The 23,833-nt window shown below is 43.6% G+C and carries 20 protein-coding genes and 1 riboswitch; of the genes, 13 read left to right on the top strand and 7 right to left on the bottom strand.

The features are described 5' to 3' along the window. Positions 1-9 precede the first annotated feature (9 nt). Positions 10-2,421, top strand: coding sequence for a glycerol-3-phosphate 1-O-acyltransferase PlsB (gene plsB, locus CCS90_RS02000; protein WP_099017831.1), 2,412 nt, complete (start codon positions 10-12; stop codon positions 2,419-2,421). Here the strand turns inward: plsB and CCS90_RS01995 are convergent, their stop codons facing one another. From CCS90_RS01995 to CCS90_RS01980, 4 genes are all read right to left on the bottom strand, one after another. Then, positions 2,422-2,949: a DUF1569 domain-containing protein gene (locus tag CCS90_RS01995; protein WP_133566425.1), complete on the bottom strand. Its 528-nt coding sequence runs from the start codon at positions 2,947-2,949 to the stop codon at positions 2,422-2,424. A 49-nt stretch (positions 2,950-2,998) separates the two neighbouring features. Then, a complete protein-coding gene (locus CCS90_RS01990) occupies positions 2,999-4,222 on the bottom strand; it encodes a hypothetical protein (protein WP_099017829.1) in 1,224 nt (407 codons plus the stop codon). Further along, positions 4,197-5,600 carry an MBOAT family O-acyltransferase gene (locus CCS90_RS01985; RefSeq protein WP_099017828.1) on the bottom strand — a complete coding sequence of 468 codons (1,404 nt, stop codon included), beginning with the start codon at positions 5,598-5,600 and terminating at the stop codon, positions 4,197-4,199. The genes CCS90_RS01990 and CCS90_RS01985 overlap by 26 nt, the downstream gene beginning before the upstream one ends. A gap of 130 nt (positions 5,601-5,730) precedes the next feature. Next, positions 5,731-6,936: a putative porin gene (locus CCS90_RS01980; protein ID WP_099017827.1), complete on the bottom strand. Its 1,206-nt coding sequence runs from the start codon at positions 6,934-6,936 to the stop codon at positions 5,731-5,733. Positions 6,937-7,125: 189 nt separating this feature from the next. Here CCS90_RS01980 and phoR point away from each other — a divergent pair, with 189 nt between their 5' ends. The 6 genes from phoR to phoU all read left to right on the top strand — a co-directional run bounded on the left by phoR (position 7,126) and on the right by phoU (position 14,058). After that, positions 7,126-8,427, top strand: a complete 1,302-nt coding sequence (phoR, locus tag CCS90_RS01975; protein WP_099017826.1) for a phosphate regulon sensor histidine kinase PhoR — start codon at positions 7,126-7,128, stop codon at positions 8,425-8,427. A 194-nt stretch (positions 8,428-8,621) separates the two neighbouring features. After that, positions 8,622-9,659 carry a PstS family phosphate ABC transporter substrate-binding protein gene (locus CCS90_RS01970; protein ID WP_099017825.1) on the top strand — a complete coding sequence of 346 codons (1,038 nt, stop codon included), beginning with the start codon at positions 8,622-8,624 and terminating at the stop codon, positions 9,657-9,659. 114 nt (positions 9,660-9,773) lie between these two features. Beyond that, positions 9,774-11,156, top strand: coding sequence for a phosphate ABC transporter permease subunit PstC (gene pstC, locus CCS90_RS01965; protein WP_099017824.1), 1,383 nt, complete (start codon positions 9,774-9,776; stop codon positions 11,154-11,156). Further along, the gene (gene pstA / locus CCS90_RS01960) at positions 11,149-12,423 is read left to right on the top strand and encodes a phosphate ABC transporter permease PstA (RefSeq protein WP_180236481.1); all 1,275 of its coding nucleotides are present in this window, start codon (positions 11,149-11,151) and stop codon (positions 12,421-12,423) included. Before pstC ends, pstA begins: the two co-directional genes overlap by 8 nt. 5 nt (positions 12,424-12,428) lie before the next feature. Further along, a complete protein-coding gene (gene pstB, locus CCS90_RS01955) occupies positions 12,429-13,313 on the top strand; it encodes a phosphate ABC transporter ATP-binding protein PstB (RefSeq protein ID WP_099018712.1) in 885 nt (294 codons plus the stop codon). Positions 13,314-13,347: 34 nt separating this feature from the next. Then, the gene (gene phoU, locus CCS90_RS01950) at positions 13,348-14,058 is read left to right on the top strand and encodes a phosphate signaling complex protein PhoU (protein ID WP_099017822.1); all 711 of its coding nucleotides are present in this window, start codon (positions 13,348-13,350) and stop codon (positions 14,056-14,058) included. A gap of 14 nt (positions 14,059-14,072) precedes the next feature. Here the strand turns inward: phoU and CCS90_RS01945 are convergent, their stop codons facing one another. Further along, positions 14,073-14,249, bottom strand: coding sequence for a DUF1272 domain-containing protein (locus tag CCS90_RS01945; protein WP_246026992.1), 177 nt, complete (start codon positions 14,247-14,249; stop codon positions 14,073-14,075). Positions 14,250-14,331: 82 nt separating this feature from the next. On the opposite strand from CCS90_RS01945, the gene CCS90_RS01940 reads away from it, so the two are divergent. From CCS90_RS01940 to CCS90_RS01930, 3 genes are all read left to right on the top strand, one after another. After that, positions 14,332-14,994: an SDR family oxidoreductase gene (locus CCS90_RS01940; RefSeq protein WP_099017820.1), complete on the top strand. Its 663-nt coding sequence runs from the start codon at positions 14,332-14,334 to the stop codon at positions 14,992-14,994. A gap of 9 nt (positions 14,995-15,003) precedes the next feature. Next, the gene (locus CCS90_RS01935; RefSeq protein WP_099017819.1) at positions 15,004-15,342 is read left to right on the top strand and encodes a P-II family nitrogen regulator; all 339 of its coding nucleotides are present in this window, start codon (positions 15,004-15,006) and stop codon (positions 15,340-15,342) included. Between the two features lie 61 nt (positions 15,343-15,403). After that, a riboswitch (cobalamin riboswitch) is annotated at positions 15,404-15,644 on the top strand. Positions 15,645-15,679: 35 nt separating this feature from the next. Beyond that, the gene (locus tag CCS90_RS01930) at positions 15,680-17,611 is read left to right on the top strand and encodes a TonB-dependent receptor plug domain-containing protein (RefSeq protein ID WP_099017818.1); all 1,932 of its coding nucleotides are present in this window, start codon (positions 15,680-15,682) and stop codon (positions 17,609-17,611) included. A 142-nt stretch (positions 17,612-17,753) separates the two neighbouring features. Here CCS90_RS01930 and CCS90_RS01925 read toward each other — a convergent pair whose 3' ends face one another. Both CCS90_RS01925 and CCS90_RS01920 read right to left on the bottom strand, forming a co-directional pair. Beyond that, positions 17,754-18,881: a PilT/PilU family type 4a pilus ATPase gene (locus tag CCS90_RS01925; protein ID WP_099017817.1), complete on the bottom strand. Its 1,128-nt coding sequence runs from the start codon at positions 18,879-18,881 to the stop codon at positions 17,754-17,756. A 67-nt stretch (positions 18,882-18,948) separates the two neighbouring features. Further along, positions 18,949-19,986: a type IV pilus twitching motility protein PilT gene (locus CCS90_RS01920; RefSeq protein ID WP_099017816.1), complete on the bottom strand. Its 1,038-nt coding sequence runs from the start codon at positions 19,984-19,986 to the stop codon at positions 18,949-18,951. Positions 19,987-20,070: 84 nt separating this feature from the next. Between CCS90_RS01920 and CCS90_RS01915 the strand changes: the two genes are divergently transcribed. The 3 genes from CCS90_RS01915 (at position 20,071) to CCS90_RS01905 (ending at position 23,775) form a co-directional block, all read left to right on the top strand. Next, positions 20,071-20,505: a DUF192 domain-containing protein gene (locus tag CCS90_RS01915; RefSeq protein WP_099017815.1), complete on the top strand. Its 435-nt coding sequence runs from the start codon at positions 20,071-20,073 to the stop codon at positions 20,503-20,505. Positions 20,506-20,626: 121 nt separating this feature from the next. After that, positions 20,627-22,138 (top strand): alanine/glycine:cation symporter family protein, encoded by a 1,512-nt coding sequence (locus CCS90_RS01910; RefSeq protein WP_099017814.1) that lies wholly within the window; start codon positions 20,627-20,629, stop codon positions 22,136-22,138. 128 nt (positions 22,139-22,266) lie between these two features. Continuing rightward, positions 22,267-23,775, top strand: coding sequence for an alanine/glycine:cation symporter family protein (locus tag CCS90_RS01905; RefSeq protein ID WP_099017813.1), 1,509 nt, complete (start codon positions 22,267-22,269; stop codon positions 23,773-23,775). Positions 23,776-23,833 lie beyond the last annotated feature (58 nt).

Raw genomic sequence — 23,833 nt, 5'->3', positions numbered from 1 at the left:
AATTAACCCATGTCAATACTCAGCAAATTACTGTATCTTAGGGTCAAGGTTGAATTCAGCCCAACCAAGCTTAAGAGCCTGGAAATTGACCCTGACATTCCCTTTGTGTATGTCTTGTCCACAGAATCAACTGTTTCTAGGAGTATCCTGTGGGAGGAAATCAGACGAGGCCATTTGCCCAAGCCATATGAAATCCAGCAAGAGTTTAACCTCAATAAGAGTATTTTGGCTTCTGAGAAAACAGTTGGTTTCTGGAACCGAAAAACTGAATACAAAGAATTTGAAAATCAACTGACTGGTGCCATTGAACAAATTCAAAAAGACCCCAAAAAACAACTTCAACTGATACCCATTGCCGTTTTCTTAGGACGGGCACCTGACCGTGATCATGGTATTTTTAAGGTTATTTTTTCTGAAAAATGGGGCATCACCGGACGCTTCAGAAAATTCATTTCATTTCTTATTCATGGCAAACACACCTTGGTGCGCTTGAGCCAGCCCATTTTGATCAATGAATCACTGGACAATCAGCAAGGGCCTGCCAAATTAGCGCACAAACTGTCTCGGGTACTGCGCTTACATAACAACCGGGTTAAGACCGCCGTGGTTGGCAGAGACTTGTCTCATCGCCGAACGATTGCCAAGAACATCATTAAACGACCGATTGTCCAAAAAGAAATTGCCAGTTATGCTGAACGGCAAAAAATACCAATCGAAAAGGCACAAAAAGAAGCACAAAAAATCATCCGTGAAATTGCGGCTGATTACTCATATTCCTCGATTAAATTCATGAGTGGTATTTTTAGGTGGTTTTGGACCAAAGTATATGATGGAGTCAAATTAAATTTTTTTGATGAATTCAGAAATTTAACCACTGAAAAGGAAATCATTTACACCCCATGTCATCGCAGTCACATTGATTATTTGATCCTGTCTTATTCATTGTATGAGAAAGGGATTGTGCCACCTCACATCGCAGCTGGCATCAATTTGAACCTGCCACTGGTTGGTCGGCTGTTGAGGGGTTCAGGCGCCTTCTTCTTGCGTCGATCTTTCAATTCAGTGTTGTATTCAACCATATTTTCAGAATACCTCAGTTCATTGATTGCCCATGGTGTTTCGATTGAATACTTCATCGAAGGCACCCGTTCACGGACCGGACGATTGTTACACCCCAAAGCCGGTATGTTGGCCATGACAGTGCGCAGTTATTTGAATGAAAGAAGTAAACCGCTGGTGTTTTTACCTTCTTCACTGAATTATGAAAAACTGATGGAAGGGGCCTCCTATAAAAATGAGCTGGGCGGCAAAGGCAAAAAGAAAGAATCCATTGGAGGATTGTTTAAAACCCTAAAATTACTGAAAGAAGACTATGGACGTTTAACCGTCAACTTTTCAGAACCCATCGAATTGGATGACATCCTCGACCAACACAAACCAGATTGGCGCGACATCAAACTCGATGTCAAAGAAAAACCAAAATGGTTCAAAAGCGTGGTGTCTGATGCAGGCACGCAAATCCTAACCAAAATCAATGAAGCTTCACACGTAAACCCCATCAATTTATTGGCCGTGACTTTATTGTCGACACCGAATCGAGCCGCATCAGAATCAAATCTAAAAGCACAGATTAAACTCTATAAAAAAATCATCCTCGACTTACCCTATTCGAGCAGAACCACGGTGACTACATTATCTGTTGAAGAAATCATAGAAAAAGGCATCACTTTGGGTTTTATCCAAAGGGTTTCACACAGTTTGGGTGATGTGATTCAGGTTAAAGATGACATGGGTGTGTTGATGACTTATTACCGCAATAATGTGTTACACCTGTTTGCTGCCAGTTCATTCATTGCCATGTTTTTTGTCAATGATGTGAAACAACCTCGACGCGAAGTGTTGCGCATGATGGCCATCGTTTATCCATTCATCAAACACGAGTTGTTCCTCAAGTGGACCCGCGAAGAGTTCGTTGAATATGGCCGCAAGACCTTAAAACTTTTAAAAGATTTGGACCTGTTGGTTTCAGCGGGTCGCAATTTAGAACGCCACAAAGGGGGTTCTTTACAAGCGGCTGAACTCAGGGTGTTGGCCAATGCCTTGATGCAAACCTATGAACGATTTTTCATTGTGATTGCGTTGTTGAAAAAACGCGGGTCAGGCAATTTAACCAGCAATGAACTGGAGTCATTGTGTCACCAAGTGGCCAGCCAATTGTCATTGCTGTACGAATTCAACTCGCCGGACTTTTTTGATAAAACACTGTTCAGACAGTTTATTTCAATCTTAAAACAAGAACAAATCATCAAAACCGATCTGGCCGGCAAAATCATTCATTCTGACAATTTAGAGCCCATGTATCAAGGCGCCAAAGACATCCTTTCACGGCGCATCAGGCACAGTATTTTATACCTGTTGTAGTCAGCTTAACCATTGTTCCAGATGGTTATTGATATGCATCACATGGGCCAAAGTGTATTGCTGGTGATTTAATTCACCATAGGCAAAATGTGGTTCTAATTGACCTTTGAACGTTTTAAAGTCATTCAATGCATTCAATAATCGGCTGAAAGCCAACAATTTGTTGTCTGCACGCAGAACCGGCGCCCCAGGAATCGGTTCCAATAAATCGTGACTCATTTTTCCACGGTATGAAAACACTGAAAAAGCAGCTTGCCCCAAGGTGTTTTTGAATTCAGTTGATTTGTGTTCAGGATATCCAGTCATTGAATATTCAATACTTTGTGCCAAATGGTTATATATTTGACTGATATTCCAACCATCTTCAGTCTCAATAGGTAATAAATATAAAGTTTGCAAATCAATGATGGCTTGTTCAATGGTCAGTTGGCTGACATCATTGCCATTCATCAGCCAAACACCTGATCCAGCCACCGCCCCGGCCAGACCCAAATAGATTGATTTTTTCAGGAGTTTTCTTCGATTCATGACATGCCAAAACTGATTGATATCAAGCAATCTTAGCACGCTGCGGGAATCAGTTTCTTAAATAATATTGATATTCTTGAGCCAGGTAGCGGGTGTAAGTACTGGCGCCTTGGTAGCGGTTTAAATGAGTGGTGTCTGCAAACATGTGAGGTTTCATTACAGGCAGGTCTTGGTGGTTTTTGATCTTGAGTCCAGTGCCCTGTTCAATGCGTTTGATGGCTGCATCCAGTCTTTGTTGACCACCTTCAGTGTAAATGATCCAGTCGGTATTGCGTGGCAGCATCACCACTTCAACATGGTCTGAAAATGTTTTGAATTGATTGACCAAACGGATAAAGGCTTCCACCAATTCATCACTGAAATGCATTTCGATGATGTCAGCGGTGTGAATGCGGTTCAAGCGATCGTCGTCCAGGCGTGCCGGATCCATCGACAAAGCATAGTATTCATCGAACAGGGCCAAGGTTTCCGCACTGCGTTCGGCCGGTATGGTGCCGCCACCTTGCCACTGGTAAGACCATTGGGCACCTTGAAAATCGGGGTAGTCTTGTTCAAAAGCGGTGTTCAGTTTTTCGCCCACTGCTTCGAGCTTTTCAGCCATCGCTTGATCGCGTTTCAGCTCACTGCGTTGGCGTGGTTCTTGAAAGCCACGACTGAAAAAATTGGTAATCATTTCGGCTGAAATGCTGTCACGCAGGTACTTGATGTTGTACAAACGCACACCACGGGTGGGGTCATCCAGCAGGATTTCGCGGAACTCGGCTTCGCTGCCCAGCATGGTGATGAATGAATCTTCCAAGGCCAGCGCACCCTGGTGGCGGGTGATGGTGGTTTGGAATGGGTTGAATTCAATCACGGCCAATTTCAAGCGTCGATTTTCGGCCTCAAACGCTTCTCTGATGCGCCGAGTAAAAATGTCTTGGAAAAAGGGATTGAGGCCGCCAAAACCAAAGTTAAATGATTGGGTGTTTTCAATGCCTGCATCGCGCATGTGCTGATCAAATTCACGCGGTGAAAAGCCAGCATGCACCATCGATGAGCCAAACACCATCACCAGTTCTTCGGGTTCTTGGAGGATTTGGGGCAAGGCGGCTTTGGCCTCTAACACCCGCCCTAAAATGGTTTCGCTGGAGGCATCATTGGCGTATGCGAAAGCTTTGACCAAACCCAATGCCGCTGTCATTCCTAACAGAATCACCAGCAGGGTTTTGCCATAAATTCGGCGTTCGGTTGTTGGGTTCACGGTGTCAGAATTGGAAGTAGATGAAGGCATTGCCTGGGTCTCCGATAAGTAAACAAATGGCTTGTATGATGACTAGCAAGGGCCAGAACAACCACCACTTGGCCATCAATTGTGGGGTTTTGTTGAGCACGAAATAATCCATGATGTGCATGAACACCAAGGCCAAAGCAGTCATACCAAAAACGATCAGTGCTTTAGAGCCGGCCGTTGGTAAATCACCGATGCTGTGCATCTGGCCGATGATTTGCCACACAGCGTCCATCCCAGTCGCGCGGAACAACACCCAACCAAGCAACACCAGATAAAAGGTGATGGCCCATTTGAATATTTTGTTGAACCACTGTTGGCTGTTGGCGAAACCAGCAAATACCGCGGTTTGTGACAGTTGGTGGGTGGCAATGATGATCAAGCCGTGAAAGGCGCCCCAAGTCACAAAAGTCCAGGCCGCGCCATGCCACAAGCCACCGAGTAACATGGTGATCATGACATTTCTGATTCGGTTGTTCTTACCGCCGATAGAAATGTATAAATAATCCCTTAACCAAGTTGACAGTGAAATGTGCCACCGCTTCCAAAAATCAACTGGTGACAGGGCAAAATAGGGCAACCTGAAATTCAAAGGTATTTTGAAACCAATCAATAGAGCAATACCAATGGCCATGTCACTGTAACCAGAAAAATCGCCATAAATTTGTCCAGCAAAGGCCAACACCCCAGTCCAGGTTTCCAACACACTGACGGCACCGCCATCAAAAGCGGCAGCGGCAGGACCGGCCAACAAATCAGCAATGGTTTTCTTGAACAGACCAACCGTGATCAACAAGAAGCCGTTGCGCACCATGTCCCAGGTGGGTACAGGTAGCTTGTGAAATTGTGGCAAGATGTGTTTAGCGCGCAAGATAGGACCAGCAACCAATTGTGGGAAAAACGCCAAGGCAGTGGTGAATTCAGCCAGTCCTTTTCGGGCCTTCATGTCGCCACGGTACACATCGATGGTGTAACTCAGACTTTGGAAGGTATAGAAGGAAATGCCAACCGGCAACACCCAGGACAATGAACCCAAGTCGGCTTGGTAACCCAAAACAGTCAGAAAATCAGCCACTGATTGGATGGCGAAATCAGCGTATTTGAACAGCGCCAAGATGCCGAGGTTCATCACCACCGATAAGGTCAGAAACAGTTTTTTGCGGCGTTGATCAGAAGCGTTGTAGATGGCTTGGGCCAAGAAATAATCAATGACTGCTGAACCCACCAACAATGGAATGAATCGGTAGTTCCAGGTGCCATAAAACACCAATGATGACACCAGGATAAAATAAATTCTGGGTTTATGGCGCAAAAACACAAAGCCATAAAACAACAAAAATACAATCAGAAAGACAAAAAAGATGGGGGTGTTAAACAACATAACAGTTCCTGGCGCTCCTCAATTTTTTTATTTATTGTTTTTAAGGAACGGTCAAAAATTGATTTGGTTACATCCAGACACAAAAAAACCCCGAATCAATCGAGGTTTTTAATACTTTGGTAAATCTCAATTACTTGAATTTTATCGCCAAATCCAATTGTAATCGGTCGTAATCATTTTGACTGGCTTTGCTTTGGTCTTGTTCTGAACTGATGTATGTCATACCCAATGCCATGTTTTTACGCAAACCATAGCCGGCTTTCAGAATGTGTCCTTTTGAATCGGTTTCGCCGCCTGCAAAATCTGAATCATTGAACAAGGCATAGACCGCATCGGCTTCTATGTCCATGTAGGAATAACCCAAACTCCAAGAACCTGTGTCACTGACTTTACCCAATCCAAAGCCCAAGGCATAACCAGTGTCGAGATCATCAGCTTCGGTATTTTGATAATAACTTGCAAATAAAGTCAGCGGGTGAGTGGCCACTTTGGTTTTGTATTCAACCAAGCCTTCCAATATATTAAAGTCATTGGCAATTTTTCCAGAGGCATCTACGGTGTTACCGCGAGCTTTTCCATCAAACAATGGGGTTGACCCTTGTAAATCTTGGTAATCATAATAACCCATTCCAGCTGTTATTGATCCACCTTCAAGTTTCAAGGATTTGGTTAATTGACCACCAAACAACAATGTGTCATCAGCAGCGCTTCTTTCTTCAACATCAAACCCAGCCAATGATCCGTTCCAACCATTCTTATCATATGACAAAGCAAAACCTTCAGGATTCAAATCTCCATCCCAAAAAACAGGCGTTTTGGCCGGTACATAAAATGGATTTTTCATTTTACCACCGGTTAAAGTCAGGTCACTGTTCAGCTTATAATTGAAATAGGCCAAATCCAAACGAATGTCCTTAGTAGAAAAGGCGCCATCCAATGTTTGGTTGGTCGAAGTAGGATCTTCGCTGCCAGTAGCCAACCTAAAGCCCACACTCAAATCATCATTGACAGTGGCGGTAGCGCCTAATCTGAAGCGAACCCTGTTTCTTGTTCTGACGGCTTTACCACGCTCGTCGATGTATTCAAATCGATCACGAATGTCACCAGAGAATGTAATGCGGTCAGACCAAGACTCTGAAGATTCCTCCGCTTTGACTTCAGCCACTTTTTTAATTTCGGCTTCGGTGGTATTGGTTTTTTCTTCCAACTGTTCAATTTTTTGCGTCAACATTTTTAATTGTTCTTTCAACAATGCAATTTCATCTTGAGTTGAATCTGCCCACACTGTCGAACCCATTGATAACAACAATGAAGTTACCCATATTTTCTTATTCATGACATTACTCACTTAGCTATATTTAAAAAAATACGAATGTTAGATGACAAGCATGACAATTTCATGACATTTCTTGCATTTTGCTTGGTTCCAATCAACTACTGATAAAAAATTCAGAAATTTGAACAAAAACAGGGGGGCATTAAGCTATGATTGCGACATTTCAATCAATCGATCAAACTGAGTGGTATGCAGAATTCAGGGTGGAAACAAGAAAGACTGGCCATTATTGTCTTCATTATTTTGGCATCAATAACTGGTGCTGTCAGTGGCTTATGGTCATGGAGCTTTCTGTTGTGGTTAGTGATTTATTTCGCTTGGAAAATCAGTGAATTTAAAAGCTTTTATGATTGGTATATGCGTGGTGCATCGAAAAAAAACCTCCCTGCCTACCACGGTATATTTGAAACCATAAGCTGTAAAGTCATCAGCAACAAAAATCGGATCAAGGAAGCTCAAAACCGCAATAAACACCTGCTGCAACAATTTGTAACCACAGCCCAAGCCCTGCCATTTGCAACCTTATTGCTGAACAGTCGTTTTGAAATCCAGTGGGTGAACCTTATGGCTCAAGAAATACTGAACATCAGTGATGCTGACATGAATGGTAAAATTGATAACATCATCAGAGAACCTGCTTTCATTGAATTATTAAGTACAGGCATCGAAGACCAGGAAATCAAACTAAACCTCAATAGTGACAACAGCAAAAGCATTCAACTGCGTTTGATTCAAATCAACAAAGATCGGTTTTTGATGGTTGCTTGGGACATCAGCGCACAAGAGGCCTTACAAAAATCCCGAAAAGCCTTTGTTGCCAATGCTTCACATGAGCTCAGAACACCCTTAACCGTCATTTCCGGCTATTTGGAAATGATGCAAAGCTCAGATCACGTCAATGAAGACTGGTCAGTGGCCATCGATCAAGCCAAGGACCAAGCCACAAGGATGGCAAAAATAATCGATGACATGTTGAAATTATCGAAAATTGAACACAACCGAGCCATCCAATCCAAAAACGATGAAATTCCTATGCCAGAATTAATCAACGGCCTGTTCAATGACATCAAAAACGGTCCCAATTCTGGCAAACACATCATGGAAGCTGAAATCAATTCTGCCCTGTGGCTTAAAGGCGATTCATCAGAAATCACCAGTATTTGCCTCAATTTAATTCACAATGCCACCATTCACACGCCGGATGGTACACGCATAAAAATCAAATGGTTTATACAAAATGAAGAAGCTCATTTTTATGTGATTGATAATGGCCCAGGTATCGATGCCAAACACATTCCCCATTTAACCGAAAGATTTTACCGGGTGGATAACTCCAAAGTCCAAAACCAACAAAGCACTGGGCTGGGATTGGCAATCGTTAAACACATTTGTATCAAACATGGCGCTCGATTTGAAGTTGAAAGTACTCAAGGACAAGGCACCACTTTCAAAGTCATCTTTCCTGCACATCGATCAAAGATTGTGCGCTGAAACAACCCTTCATGGCGTAAGTAACCAAACCAAACATTCATCAGTTACTGAGTGCTGTGCATCCTCATTAATGTCCTGCTAAAGGACATTTAGTCGGGGCATGTTGCTTCACACAATTGTCACATACACGTCATATGACTGTCATCTTGGCTGCCTAAAATGCCAGCCATTCCAAACCATTTATTAAACATCATATGAAAGCATTGAAAAAAATAAGCCTATTGGCAAGTCTGCTAACCGTCACTCAAATCCAAGCAGCTGGCAGAGATTATATCAGCGTGGTGGGTTCATCCACTGTCTATCCTTTTTCTACTGTTGTGGCAGAAAGGTTTGGCAAATCAACATCATTCAAAACACCTAAAATTGAATCCACTGGCACAGGTGGCGGCATGAAGTTGTTTTGTAAAGGCACCGGAATTGACACCCCTGATATCAGCAATGCATCAAGAAGAATCAAAGCATCTGAACTGACGATGTGTCATCAAAATGGTGTAAACCATGTTGTAGAAGTATTGATTGGCTATGATGGAATTGTGGTGGCCAATGACATCCATGCCAAAACCTTTAACTTAACTCGCAAGGATTTGTTTTTGGCATTGGCCAAAGAGGTGCCTACATCTAATGAAGGTGAATTGGTTGCCAACCCGTACACCCTGTGGAGCCAAGTCAATGCCCAATTGCCAGCAGTTAAAATTGAAGTATTAGGTCCACCACCCACTTCAGGAACTCGCGATGCTTTTGTTGAATTGGCGATGGAAGCAGGTTGTAAAAATTTCCCTTGGATCAAAGCCACCAAAAGTTCGGATAAAGCACAATACAAATCAATTTGTCACACCATTCGCGAAGACGGTGCTTATATTGAGGCAGGTGAAAATGACAATTTAATCATTCAAAAATTACAAAAAAACCCTGATGCACTGGGTATATTTGGTTTTTCATTCTTGGATCAAAATGCGGATTTAGTCAAAGGCGCCTTGATTGATGGGGCCGCGCCTGAGTTTGCAACCATTGCCAGTGGTGAATACCCCGTATCAAGACCACTGTATTTTTATGTGAAAAAAGCACACGTTGCAGAAATTCCTGGCATGCAAGAATTTTTGAATGAATTCATTAGTGAGAAAGCCATGGGTGAAACAGGCTATTTAACAGACAAAGGATTGATACCTTTGGATGTCGACAAATTCAATGAAGTTAAAACTGATACCATGCAAATGAACAACCTGGCGTTGTGATTGATTACGTTTCAATAATCAAAGCCCTTGAACACAGCCATATTCAATCATGGCTGTGTTCCTTTTACCTCACCACTCACCTTCATGTGATTTAAATCGAGAGATGACAGTCCAATGAAAATCAGCGCATTAATTATTTTGTTGTTGGTCTTTGCCGCCTTCAGTTATTTTATGGCCAAGCAAAAAATAACCACGGCTTATCGGCAGCGTCAACAAAAGACTAAAATCCTGACCCTGCCGAAATATTTTGGTTATGTAGCTGCCTTGTGTTCGCTGTTGCCTGCATTGATCGTCATGTTGTTGTTACAACTGATTGAAGAACCCTATATTAACAGTGAAATTTCAAACTACCTGACTCATTATGAGCATTCATCTGACAATGATTTGGGTTTATATTTGAATGAAATAAAAAGTGCTGACACGGCTGATAAGGTGGCCGCACTGAGTGCGGAAAAGCAGCAGGTCTATCATCGATACCATGAAATTGAAACCACCACAAAAAGAACCCATACAACCATTGTGTTATCGATTGCTGTTTTGTTTGTCATTTGGGGCATGCGAAAAATCAATACCGATACACCAGCCCGTAAAGTTTTTGAAAAAATAATCGAAGGGTTGTTGTTGTTGGCCGCTTCAATTGCCATCATGACCACTGTCGGCATTGTCTTTTCAGTGCTGTTCGAATCAACACGTTTCTTTGGTGAAGTACCTGTGCTCAGTTTTATGTTGGGCACTGAGTGGTCACCCCAAACAGCCATACGAGCCGATCAAGTAGGCTCATCTGCCGCCTTCGGCGCAGTGCCTTTATTCATTGGAACCATGCTGATTTCATTCATCGCTTTATTGGTCTCAGTGCCATTGGGCTTGATGTCTGCCATTTATTTGTCTGAATATGCCAGTCATTCAGTGCGTTCAGTGGCCAAACCCATATTAGAGATCTTGGCCGGCATTCCTACCGTGGTCTATGGTTTTTTTGCTGCATTAACTGTTGCGCCATGGATTCGTGGACTGGGTGAATCCATTGGTTTGTCAGTGGCATCTGAAAGCGCCTTGGCTGCCGGTTTGGTGATGGGAATTATGATCATACCATTTGTTTCCTCATTGTCTGATGACGTGTTATCGGCAGTCCCACAAAGTTTAAAAGAAGGTTCATTGGGCTTAGGTGCCACCCATTCCGAAACCATCATCAAAGTATTGATTCCAGCCGCATTGCCTGGGATTGTTGGTGGTGTCTTACTGGCCGCATCAAGGGCCATTGGTGAAACCATGATTGTGGTAATGGCAGCAGGTCTTGCAGCCAATTTAACCGTGAACCCATTGGAAGCGGTCACCACAGTCACTGTACAAATTGTTACCTTGTTGACCGGTGACCAAGAGTTTGACAGTGCCAAAACTTTGGCGGCATTTGCCTTAGGCTTGATGTTGTTTGTCACCACTTTGGTGTTAAACGTCATTGCATTGCATGTGGTCAGAAAATACAGAGAACAATATGAATAATACAAATGCAATCAAAAGAAGTCTGAAAAAACGCCATTTAAAGGAACGAATATTTAAATCTACCGGGTTTTTTTCAATCGCGGTAGCCATCCTTTTCCTGGCGGTATTGCTGACTGATATTGTTAACAAAGCATGGCCTGCATTTTGGCAAACAAAAATCGAGTTGACGGTCCAATTAGATGCTGAAAAATTGGACTTGGATGCCTACAGCTCCAAGCCAGCGATCATGGCAGCAGATTTCAGATGGGTTATCAGAGAAGCCCTGATGAATCGTTTTCCTGATGTCAAAAGCCGTCAAGACAAACGTACACTGTATGCTTTAACCAGCATGGGAGCAGAATTTCAACTCCGCGATATGGTGATTGATAATCCGAACTTGATTGGACAAACGATTAAAGTACAATTCATGGCTGATGACGATGTGGATGCTATTGTTAAGGGGTCAATTGATCGCACACTGCCTGAATCTGATCGCCGGGTCAAAAATAAAAAACTGGCATGGATTGAATCACTGGAGTCCAACGGCCAAATAACCACTGGCTTCAATGGCTCGTTTTTTGCCAGTGGCGACTCACGCGAACCTGAAATGGCAGGAATCAAGGGTGCCATAATAGGCTCTTTGTATACTTTATTGGTCACTTTGTCGCTGTCATTTCCAGTGGCCGTTGCAGCCGCCATTTACCTAGAAGAGTTTGCACCTAAAAACAAATTGATTGATTTCATAGAAATAAATATCAACAATTTGGCGGCCGTACCTTCGATTGTGTTTGGTTTGCTTGGTTTGGCTGTGTTCATTAATTTTTTTAACCTGCCAAGGTCTGCACCTGTGGTCGGTGGCATAGTCCTGTCCTTGATGACCTTACCCACCATCATCATTGCCTCGCGGTCCGCCATCAAAGCCGTTCCGCCCTCGTTGCGAGAGGCCGCATTGGGTTTGGGGGCCTCAAAAATGCAATCAGTGTTTCACCATGTGTTACCAGCAGCATTGCCTGGTATTTTAACTGGCACCATCATTGGCATGGCACAAGCCTTGGGTGAAACAGCGCCCCTGTTAATGATAGGTATGGTTGCTTTTATCGCCGACATACCACAATCTGTGGTTGATCCATCGACCGTATTGCCCATACAAGTCTTCCTGTGGGCAGATTCACCCGAGCGCGGTTTTTTAGAAAAAACATCAGCGGCCATCATGGTTTTGCTGTGCTTTTTAATTGCGATGAATGCCATCGCCATATACCTGCGCAAAAAGTTTGAGAAAAAATGGTAAAAAATATGAATAAAGCCCTATTAAGTAAACCCAGTGGTTTGGTAGAACAAGCCTTGAAAGTCAATAAACAAACTACCACAGAAGATGCCTTAAACATCGATTACACGGCAACTGTGGGACAGCCAAATTGTCAAAATGCCAAATTCAGTACGCAAAACGTCAATGTGTACTATGCCAACAACCAAGCCATCCATGATGTGTCCTTGGACATCGGTGCCCATGAAGTCATCGCTTTGATTGGACCTTCAGGTTGCGGCAAATCAACCTATTTACGCTGTTTGAATCGAATGAATGACACCATTGACATCTGTCGCGTTGAAGGACAAATTTTATTAGATCAAGAAAACATTTATCACCAGAAACAAGACCCTGTCTTGCTTCGTGCCAGGGTGGGTATGGTGTTCCAAAAACCCAACCCCTTCCCTAAATCAATTTATGACAATGTAGCCTATGGTCCAAGAATACATGGCTTAACCAGCAACAAAGCTGAATTGGATGAGTTGGTAGAAGCGTCGTTGATTAAGGCTGGCTTGTTTCAAGAAGTGAAAGATCGCTTACAGGCACCAGGCACAGGATTATCTGGTGGCCAGCAACAGCGTCTGTGTATTGCTCGCACCATTGCAGTTCAACCTGAAGTGATTTTAATGGATGAACCCGCATCGGCATTGGACCCGATAGCTACCGCCAAGATTGAAGAACTGATCAACGAGTTGAAAGAAAATTTCACCATTGTGATCGTGACCCACTCGATGCAACAAGCCGCCAGGGTGTCGCAAAGAACGGCCTATTTCCATATGGGCCGTTTGATTGAAGTCGGAGACACCAACCAAATTTTCACCAACCCTGCACACGAGCTGACTGAAAAATACATCACTGGCCGATTTGGCTGATGCCAAGTAACCACTACAATATAAGGTAAATACAATGGAATCATTTGATTTTGACAAACACACATCCAGTGAATACAACACAGAACTAGAAGAAATCCGTACCCATTTACTCAAAATGGGTGGTAAAGCTGAAATGCAATTGCGTTTGGTGATAGATGCCATGAAACAGCATTCAGTGGATTTGGCCAATGACATCTTGTCACAAGGTGACGACATCGACCAAATGGAAATCGATTTAGACCAAGAATGCACTCGAATCATTGCCAGACGACAACCTGCAGCCAGTGACTTGCGTTTGATTGTTGCGGTGATGAAAAGCATCACAGACATTGAAAGAATCGGCGATGAAACAGAAAAAATGGCTGATTTACTGAAGCCTTTATTCAAGCGCAACTTTCGCAGTCAATATTATGGAGAAATTGACCAATTGGCTCAACAAGTCTTGACTCATTTATCAAGCTCGTTGAATGCGTTGGCACGATTGGATGCTGAACTGGCGATTACAATGGCCAAGAAAGATCAACTGATCGATGCGCGTTTTGATGCGTTGAATGGGCATTTGATTAAGCGCATGATTAAAAGCCCGGAACAGGTCAAACCTTACTTACATTTAAGTCAATGTGCACAATCACTGGCTCGCATCGGTGATCACGCCAAGAACATTTGTGAGAATGTGGTTTACTTGGTGATGGGTCAAGATGTTCGTCATACTGATATAGATGAAGTGAGAAAACAATTGTTTTGATTCCAGAAGGTGATTCAATCTTTTTTGACACGATTGGGGCGCTGCACCAAAACCCCACCACAATTTGGACAGTTGAACTTTAAATCATGCTGGGTACATTCACGACAAAATGTACATTCAAAGCTACAAATGAACGCCTCATGTTCCTCAGCTTTTAAGCTTTTGTCACAGCGTTCACATAGTTGTTTCATTTCAAGCATGATGAGTTGATTTATGGAAATTAAATACCATGTTAATCAATTCAATCCTGTTCTGCAAACTTTGGAGTAAGCCATGAAAAACATTCTAGTCACCGGAGCCAATCGAGGCATAGGGTTAGCACTTTGTCGTCAACTCAAAGCCCAATGCCAAAACGTCTTCGCGGTGTGTCGCAGCAGCAGCCCTGAATTGGAACAACTGGGCGTGCAAACGATTTCAGGCATAGATGTCACTGACGATGATTCATTGGCAAAATTGAATCAACAATTGGGTGACACTGACATTGATATTTTAATCAACAATGCCGGCATCCTTGCCAACAATGTTTTGGGTGAAATTGATTACCAATCGGTGATGCAACAATTTGCAGTGAATGCCATCGGCCCGTTAAAAGTGACTGAATCCTTGTTGTCGTTTTTACACCCTGGATCAAAAGTTTTGATCGTGACCAGTCGCATGGGCTCAATGTCTGACAATGATTCTGGTGGCCAGTATGGATACCGCATGAGTAAGGCTGCCGTTAATATGGCCGGAACCAGTTTAGCCGTTGACTTAAAACCCAAAGGCATAGCAGTCGGATTACTTCATCCAGGTTATGTCAAAACCGATATGACAGGCAAACAGGGCTTTGTTGATACAACACATTCGGCCAAAGGCTTATTGGCCAGAATTGAAGAATTAAATCTGGATAACACCGGCGCTTTCTGGCATGCTGATGGTGAACAATTACCTTGGTAGGACCCACCCATGAAAATGATTACAGCCATCATCAAACCCTTCAAACTCGACGACGTCAGAGACGCCCTGGAAGAAGTGGGGGTTCGTGGCATCACTGTTACTGAAGTCAAAGGATTCGGTCGCCAAAAAGGACACACGGAACTTTATCGAGGCGCAGAATATGTGGTTGATTTCTTGCCCAAATTGAAAATCGAAATTGCGGCGCCTTCAGATCAAGTTGAAATCATTGTAGAAACCATCGTGGAAACAGCAAGCAACAACAAAGTCGGCGATGGTAAGATTTTTATCTACGATTTAGAAAAAGTGATTCGCATCAGAACCGGTGAAACTGACCAAGACGCGCTGTAAATACAATTCAATGAATTTATGCATCAATGATGGTTGACACAAACCATCAAGCTGGTTAGCATGTGCCCACCTTCAAACAGGTTCCTGATCACTGTAAAGTTGTCAGGTTAAACGGGAAGTTGGTGCGAATTTCATTTGAATTCAATTCCAACACTGCCCCCGCAACGGTAATAAAAGTAATGACTCATCTAACAGCCACTGTGATAATTCATGGGAAGGCGATGGGTATTGATGTGAAATGGTTCAGTAGCACTTCACATCGACTTTTCAGTCCGGAGACCGGCCAGTTTGATCCTAATTAATCATCAAACCATGTTCGGGCGGAACAGGAGAAATCATGAAATTACGCAACCACCTTCGGGCGGCTTGTTTGTTGGCTTTTTCGCTGACTTCACAAGCACAAACCACCAACAAATCGACAGAAGAACTCGCTGATCTGATTGTCACAGCTGGTATCACACCAATTGAAGCCAACCAATATGGCGGCTCAGTTACCCTCATTACAGCAGCCGATATTGAAGCCTATCAAGCCACCTATTTATCTGATGTCCTGAGACAGGTCCCCGGCTTTGCCATCAATCAATCCGGCGGTCCGGGCAGCCAAACTCAATTGCGAGTCCGTGGCTCCGAAGCCAATCATGTCTTGGTTTTGCTGGATGGTGTCAGAGTCAATGACCCAACAGCCAGTGACGAGTTTTTGATTAACTATGGTTTAACCAACAACATAGCACGCATTGAAATCATACGCGGACCACAAAGTGCCATTTGGGGTACCGACGCCGTCAGCGCAGTGATTAATATCATCACCAAAAATGCCTCACAGAATCAATGGGGCGCCAACCTTGAACTGGGTTCTTTTGACAGCAAAAGATTAGGGCTGAATGCAGCCTATGGGCAAAACAATTGGTTTCTTGATGCCGGAATCAATGCACTGGACAGTGCTGGCAGCAACATTTCCCGACAAGGCAGTGAAGCCGATGGGTTTGAAAACCTAAACACTTATTTGAAATGGGGTATGGACCTCAATGCCAACTTCGATCTTAAATTATCACTCAATCACAGTGATGCGATGAACGAGTTTGACAGCACCGACTTTATCGTGACCGGCTTACCCACAGATGCCGACTTATGGACTGAAAGAACCCAGAGCACGGCTCAATTTGCCCTTGGTTTTAAGCCTATTGATGGCCGTTGGCAAAGCCAATTTCAATACCATTGGACGGACACGGCAGCTGAAAATTACACCTTCGGTCTGGGTGAAACCAGCGCCACCGCAGCCACGACCGATGAAGTCAAAATAAACACCACTGTGAGCCTTGGGAAAAACGGCAAACAAAACTTGTCTTTTGCTTTTGACCACCGACAAGTCGACTTTACACAAAGCGGGGAAGCTTCAAACTTTGGAGATCCCAACCAGCACCAAAGTTATCATGTCACTGGCCTTGCATTGGAGTATCGCCATCAATTCAATGAAAATTTCAATGCCAACTTGTCGGCCAGAAACGATGACTTTAATCGCTTTGAAGACGTCAGCAATGTCAAACTAGCGACCTCTTATAGGATCAACGATGGCTTGAGACTACGCGGCGCTTTCGGCACCGGCAGCAAAGCCCCTTCATTTATAGAACGCTTTGGCTTTTTCCCTGCCAACTTCATCGGCAACCCTCAATTAAAACCAGAAGAATCAGATGCCTTTGAGTTGGCTGTGATAAAAACATGGGCGCAAGTTGAACTGGAATTGGTTTATTTTGATCAAAACTTAAGCAATGAAATCAATGGTTTTGCTTATGATGTGGATTCAGGCTTATTCACTGCCAACAACCAAACTGGCGAAAGCCAACGTCGAGGGCTTGAGCTGAATGGGTCCAATCAAATCAACTCCCAGCTAGGCATTGATTTTAATTATACCTACACCGACTCTACTGAAGAAAATAACTTGGGCGATGAAGTGAAAGAAGTTCGTCGTCCTAAAAACATGGCCAACCTGATCATAAATTATCAATTTGCCGATGATCGCGCACGCCTACACACCCAGGCCAGGTATGTTGGCGATCAATTGGATGTGTTTTTTGACCCCAATACTTACGAATCATCTAACCCCAAACTAGACGCCTTCACTACCGTCGATTTAACCTTTACTTGGCAACACAACGACAAGCTACAAAGTTATGTCAAAGCCATGAATGTATTTGATGAACGTTATGAAGAAGTGTTGGGATATGCCCGACCGGGTGCCAATTTTTCAGTGGGTATCAAAGCTGATTTCTGATTGGTGCGTTCAATGATTCGTCATTTCATTATAGGCGAGTGTATTGCTTATTGAAAAACACGATCACTGACATGAATCTGATACGACCCTGTTTCCCCTCTGCCTTCAGAGGGGAAACAGGGCCTGTCAATTCAACAAGAAATCAATACTGCTTATCTTCTTCCAGTCCGATGCCATCCATGCCCATCGACAAGGAATCTGCATCACCACCTTGTGACAATTTAATCGCCAAACGCACTTCATTGGCAGAATCTGCATGTCTTAATGCATCTTCATAGGTAATTTCGCCCGCTTGGTATAAATCAAACATCGCTTGGTCAAAAGTTTGCATGCCCATATTGGTTGATTTTTTCATCAAATCTTTCAGCTTTTCAATCTTGCCTTTGCGAATGTATTCTTGGGCCAAGGGTGAATTAATCAGAATTTCAACTGCGGCTCGTCGTCCTGTACCATCTGGTGTTGGGATCAATTGTTGCGCCACCATGGCACGTAAATTCAATGACATGTCCATCAACAATTGGTCACGGGCGTCTTTAGGGAAAAAGTGTAAAACACGGTCCAATGCCTGATTGGCGTTGTTTGCATGCAAAGTGGCCAAACACAAATGACCCGTTTCTGCGAAGGTGACCGCTTGTTGCATGGTTTCTGAAGTACGAATCTCGCCAATCATGATGACATCAGGCGCCTGTCTCAAGGTGTTTCTTAAGGCAATTTCAAATGATTCTGTGTCTAAGCCAACTTCTCGTTGGGTGATCACACAGCCTTGGTGCTCATGCACATACTCGATGGGATCCTCGATGGTGATGATGTGACCCGTGGTGTTTACATTTCGGTAGCCAACCATGGCTGCCAATGAGGTTGATTTACCGGTACCGGTTCCACCGACAAAAATAATGATGCCACGTTTGGTCAACGACAACTCCTTCAACACTTCGGGGAGTTTCAATGATTCAAAAGTTGGGATTTTGGTTTCAACCCGACGAATCACCATACCCACTGCATTTCTTTGGTAAAAGGCGCTGACCCTAAATCGGCCTACCGATGAAACACCAATGGCGAAGTTACATTCATGCGTCCGTTCAAACTCTTCTTTTTGATACGGCGACATGATACCAGTTACCATGTCCCTGGCCTGAGCCTTGGTCAATGGTTGTTGGGTTATCGGTATCACCCGGCCATGAATTTTAATACTGGGCGGCAAATTGGCTGTGATAAACAAATCAGACGCCTTTTTGTGCACCATCAATTTGAGATATGAATTAAAGTCCATGACTGTTCCTCAGTTTATTCTTAAATTTATTTTATAGCATTTGATACAGTGTGTATATTTTAAACCATTATTCAAAATCAGCTTTTTTAACGGCCCTTGATTTGGCTTGGGCTTTGGAAATCAAACCCTTGCGCACCAATTCGATCAAACATTGATCCAAGGTCTGCATGCCTACAGACTGACCGGTTTGAATTGATGAATACATTTGTGCCACTTTATCTTCACGAATCAAATTCCTGATTGCAGGTATTCCGACCATAATTTCATGGGCGGCAACCCGACCGCCACCAACACGTTTGATCAATGTTTGTGCCACCACCGCTCGCAATGATTCTGATAACATAGAACGAACCATGGGTTTTTCCCCTGCAGGAAATACATCAATGATTCGGTCAATGGTTTTGGCCGCTGAGGTGGTATGCAAGGTGCCAAACACCAAATGTCCCGTCTCTGCAGCGGTTAAAGCCAAACGAATGGTTTCTAAGTCACGCAGCTCACCCACCAGAATGATGTCGGGATCTTCACGCAAAGCTGAACGCAATGCATTTTCAAAACTCTTGGTGTCTCGATGAACCTCACGCTGGTTGATCAAACATTTGTTACTGGTGTGTACAAATTCTATCGGATCTTCAATGGTCAATATGTGACCGTGTTCTTTTTTATTGAGGTAATCAACCATCGCCGCCAGAGTCGTTGATTTACCTGACCCAGTAGGTCCGGTGACCAAAATCAGGCCCCTGGGTACATCAATCAATTCTTTGAAAATGGCCGGACAATTCAAATCCTCAAAGGTCAGAATTTCGGTTGGAATGGTTCGAAAAACCCCACCACAACCACGATTCTGATTAAAGGCATTGACCCTGAATCGCGCCAAGCCAGGAATTTCGAATGAAAAATCTATTTCAAAATTTTCTTCGTACTCCTTCCTTTGATAGTCATTCATGATGTCATACATCATGTCATGCAATTCTTTGTGCTCCAAAGGCGGTAAATTGATTCGTCTGACATCCCCATCAACACGGATCATCGGAGGCAAACCTGCCGACAAATGTAAATCTGAGGCTTTGTTTTTTACTGTAAAGGCTAATAATTCAGCTATATCCACTTGAAAACTCTATGATTAACTTGTATTGAGTTTAGCTTTGTTAAGTGATAAATTCCAGTTTACTTTTTAAATATTTGATTCCTCATGACTAAACAATTGTCTCTGCTTGGTGTACTTGTTTTATTCTTAAGCAGTTGTCACATCAATCAACACCGGGTGACCATTAATGACATCACTTTTGCCGTAGAGTTAGCAGATGATGACAACAAAAGGGCTTTGGGTTTAATGTACCGCAAAGAAATGGCTGACGATGATGGCATGTTGTTTATTTTTCCTGACAGCCAAATGCGGGCATTCTGGATGAAAAACACCTTGATACCTTTGGATATTTTGTATTTTGATGCCAATAAAAAAATTGTCAGTATCAGCGAAAACACCCCACCTTGTAAAAATACCAGCAGCCGCTGTCCTAATTACCCAAGTTTAAAACCCACCAAATATGTATTAGAAATCAACGCTGGTCTGAGTGAAAAATATGGCTTCAAAGCCGGTGATGAAATGATCATCAACCTGAAATAATTGTTTGCGTCTATCCATAGGGTTAAAAAACAGTTAAGATATTTGCCGAACTCATGCCGAAGAATTTTAAAACTTTAGCAATTCATTCTAATTCAAACCAAAAATAAATACAGGGTAAAACATGAAAATAAAATATTTTATAACTGCTGTGATGACCGCCTTTACTGGCTCGTCTTTGGCAGAGGGTATAGATGAAAAGGTCAATAGAGTAGTCGGGCCATATTTAGACAGCTTCACCAATTTAATTTTTATGCAAATACCCTTCTTTGGTGGTGTTACTGTCCCATGGGTGGTGATTTGGTTGGTGATTGCCGCCACATTTTTTACCCTGTATTTTAAATTCATTAACTTGCGTTCTTTCAAGCACGGTTTTGCCTTGATGCGTGGTAAATACGATTATTCAAACGCCCCCGGTGAGGTCACACATTTTCAAGCCTTAACCACTGCACTTTCTGGAACTGTCGGATTAGGTAACATTGCCGGTGTAGCCGCAGCCGTCGGAATCGGTGGTGCTGGCGCCACTTTTTGGATGATTGTTTGTGGTTTCCTTGGAATGTCTTCTAAATTTGTCGAATGTACCTTGGGGGTCAAATACCGTGAAGTGTTACCCAACGGTCATGTTCATGGCGGACCCATGCGCTATCTTAGCAAAGGCTTTGCAGAAAAAGGCATGGCTGGGTTTGGTAAAGTTTTGGCCGTGGTATTCGCTGTCATGTGTATTGGCGGCTCCTTGGGTGGCGGCAACATGTTTCAAGTTAACCAGGCGCTGGAACAATTGGTCAGTGTCACCGGTGGCGATGAATCATTTTTAGCCAACAACGGCTGGGTTTTTGGCCTTGTGGTTGCTGTCTTGGTAGGTATCACCATCATCGGTGGGATCAAAAGTATTGGAAAGGTGACCTCTAAATTGGTGCCATTTATGGGTGTTTTATATGTCTTCACCGGTTTGATCGTGATTGCCATGAACTATGACAAAATCGGACCGGCTATTGGTGCCATTTATGACGGCGCCTTTTCCACCCAGTCTGCCTTTGGTGGCTTGGTCGGGGTGTTGATTGTCGGTTTTCAAAGAGCCGCCTTCTCTAATGAAGCCGGTATTGGTTCGGCATCAATTGCCCACTCTGCGGTCAAAACCGACCATCCGGTGACTGAAGGCCTGGTGGCTTTGTATGAGCCTTTTATCGATACCGTTGTGGTGTGTACCATCACTGCTTTGGTGATTGGCATTGCTGGTTTTATTCCTGAAGAGCCAACACGAGGCATGGGCATCGCATTGACATCAACAGCCTTTGGCTCTGCCATTTCTTGGTTTCCTTATGTATTGACCGTGGCAGCTGTGCTGTTTGCCTTCTCAACCATGCTGGCATGGTCATACTATGGATTGCGTGCCTTTAATTACCTGTTCGGTCATGGCAAAGCACAAGATTTGACTTACAACATCATGTTCTTGTTGTTCATTGTTATTGGTTCTTCAATGAGTTTAACTGCCGTGATTAACTTTTCTGATGCCATGATTTTCGCCATGTCTATTCCAAATTTAATCGGCCTCTATTTCTTGGCTCCAGTGGTTAAACGTGAATTGGTCACTTATATGGCAAAGGTCAAATCAGGTGAAATCAAACCGAGCTCATAGCCAATTTATATAGTGTGAACCTAAAAAACCCAACGCATTCGTTGGGTTTTTTTGTGGCATAATTTAAAACAACCAAGACCATTGAACAACTGCACCTGAACATATAACTAACAAACAAAGAGGGAAATATGATTATAAAATTCGCACTCCTGGTTCTACTAATCAACATACCTGGCTCAGCTTCGGCTGTTGAGATTGACCAGGCCATTAATGACTTTCTCACCCCAGTGGCCAATGCGGTCGATGGCTTCTTTATGACGGCTGTACACATTCCGTTCGTTGGACCGGCGCCGTTCATTGTTCTTTGGTTGGTGGTGGCGGCTTGTTTTTTTACCCTGTATTTTAAATTCATTAATTTGCGGTCATTTGCCGTCAGTTTGAAAATCATCAAAGGCAAGTATGACACCACTGGCGCAGCAGGTGAGGTGACCCACTTTCAAGCCTTGTCGACTGCGGTTTCTGGCACTGTGGGTTTAGGCAACATTGCTGGTGTGGCCACTGCCGTCAGCATGGGTGGCCCAGGCGCTACTTTTTGGATGATCGTGGCAGGCTTATTGGGGATGTCAACTAAATTTGTTGAGTGCACTTTGGGCGTTAAATACCGCGACATTCACCCGGATGGTACTGTTGCGGGTGGCCCCATGAAATATTTATCCAAAGGATTTGCTGAAAAAGGCATGCCCGGTATCGGCAAAACTTTGGCCATATTATTTGCCATACTTTGTGTGGGCGCCGCACTGGGTGGTGGCAACATGTTCCAAGCCAATCAATCCTTTTCTCAGTTACAAAACATCACAGGTGGGGCCAATGGCATGCTGGCAGGTAAAGGCTGGTTGTTCGGTTTGGTTTTGGCATTAATCACTGGCCTGACCATTCTGGGCGGCATCAAAAGCATCGCCAAAGTCACTTCTAAATTGGTACCAATTATGGGGGTGATTTATGTCATCACAGGCTTGGTTGTGATCGCCATGAACGGTGATCAATTGATTGATGCCTTTAGCCAGATCGTCAATGGTGCTTTCAACCCATCGGCCATAGCAGGCGGTGTACTTGGTGTCATGATTGTGGGCTTTCAAAGGGCCGCATTCTCTAATGAAGCGGGTGTTGGTTCAGCAGCCATTGCGCATGCCGCAGTCAAAACCGATCGACCCATCACTGAAGGTTTGGTGTCATTGTATGAGCCCTTTATCGATACCGTTGTGGTTTGCACCATCACCGCTTTGGTTATTGTAATTACCGGCTCATTGGGTTCATCTGAAGGCTTGCAAGGCATCCCGTTAACTTCCAATGCTTTTGCCAGTGCAGTTTCTTGGTTCCCGTACGTGCTGACAGTGGCAGCCATTCTGTTCGCCTTCTCTACCATGATCTCTTGGTCTTATTATGGGGTTCGTGCCTGGACTTATTTGTTTGGTGAAAACAAAACGCAAGAACATGTCTTTAAAGTTATATTCTTGGTGTTTATTGTGATTGGCTCCACCCTCGATTTAAGCGCAGTGATTGGCTTTTCTTTCGCCATGACTTTGGCCATGTCATTCCCCAACATCATTGGCTTGTATTTCTTGGCGCCAGTGGTCAAACAAGAATTGAATGCCTTTATGGCTGATATCAAATCAGGTGCCATTGTATTCAGTAAATAAATTCGCTGCCTTACAAGGCATTCAGACGTTTGCCAAGCCCGATTAAAAAATCGGGCTT

Origin of the sequence: Marinicella litoralis (assembly GCF_002591915.1) — a bacterium.
Lineage (GTDB): Bacteria > Pseudomonadota > Gammaproteobacteria > Xanthomonadales > Marinicellaceae > Marinicella > Marinicella litoralis.
This window is presented reverse-complemented; position numbering and strand designations above follow the sequence as displayed.

Bases quoted from the DNA above. Each gene is read 5' to 3' on its own strand.
- phoU (WP_099017822.1), top strand. From the start codon at position 13,348: ATGGAATCATTTGATTTTGACAAACACACATCCAGTGAATACAACACA.
- CCS90_RS01940 (WP_099017820.1), top strand. From the start codon at position 14,332: ATGAAAAACATTCTAGTCACCGGAGCCAATCGAGGCATAGGGTTAGCA.
- phoR (WP_099017826.1), top strand. From the start codon at position 7,126: ATGCAGAATTCAGGGTGGAAACAAGAAAGACTGGCCATTATTGTCTTC.
- CCS90_RS01915 (WP_099017815.1), top strand. From the start codon at position 20,071: ATGACTAAACAATTGTCTCTGCTTGGTGTACTTGTTTTATTCTTAAGC.
- CCS90_RS01995 (WP_133566425.1), bottom strand. From the start codon at position 2,949: ATGAATCGAAGAAAACTCCTGAAAAAATCAATCTATTTGGGTCTGGCC.
- pstB (WP_099018712.1), top strand. From the start codon at position 12,429: ATGAATAAAGCCCTATTAAGTAAACCCAGTGGTTTGGTAGAACAAGCC.
- CCS90_RS01970 (WP_099017825.1), top strand. From the start codon at position 8,622: ATGAAAGCATTGAAAAAAATAAGCCTATTGGCAAGTCTGCTAACCGTC.
- CCS90_RS01935 (WP_099017819.1), top strand. From the start codon at position 15,004: ATGAAAATGATTACAGCCATCATCAAACCCTTCAAACTCGACGACGTC.
- CCS90_RS01990 (WP_099017829.1), bottom strand. From the start codon at position 4,222: ATGCCTTCATCTACTTCCAATTCTGACACCGTGAACCCAACAACCGAA.
- CCS90_RS01910 (WP_099017814.1), top strand. From the start codon at position 20,627: ATGAAAATAAAATATTTTATAACTGCTGTGATGACCGCCTTTACTGGC.
- pstA (WP_180236481.1), top strand. From the start codon at position 11,149: ATGAATAATACAAATGCAATCAAAAGAAGTCTGAAAAAACGCCATTTA.
- CCS90_RS01985 (WP_099017828.1), bottom strand. From the start codon at position 5,600: ATGTTGTTTAACACCCCCATCTTTTTTGTCTTTCTGATTGTATTTTTG.
- plsB (WP_099017831.1), top strand. From the start codon at position 10: ATGTCAATACTCAGCAAATTACTGTATCTTAGGGTCAAGGTTGAATTC.
- CCS90_RS01980 (WP_099017827.1), bottom strand. From the start codon at position 6,936: ATGAATAAGAAAATATGGGTAACTTCATTGTTGTTATCAATGGGTTCG.
- CCS90_RS01945 (WP_246026992.1), bottom strand. From the start codon at position 14,249: ATGAAACAACTATGTGAACGCTGTGACAAAAGCTTAAAAGCTGAGGAA.
- CCS90_RS01905 (WP_099017813.1), top strand. From the start codon at position 22,267: ATGATTATAAAATTCGCACTCCTGGTTCTACTAATCAACATACCTGGC.
- CCS90_RS01925 (WP_099017817.1), bottom strand. From the start codon at position 18,881: ATGGACTTTAATTCATATCTCAAATTGATGGTGCACAAAAAGGCGTCT.
- pstC (WP_099017824.1), top strand. From the start codon at position 9,774: ATGAAAATCAGCGCATTAATTATTTTGTTGTTGGTCTTTGCCGCCTTC.
- CCS90_RS01930 (WP_099017818.1), top strand. From the start codon at position 15,680: ATGAAATTACGCAACCACCTTCGGGCGGCTTGTTTGTTGGCTTTTTCG.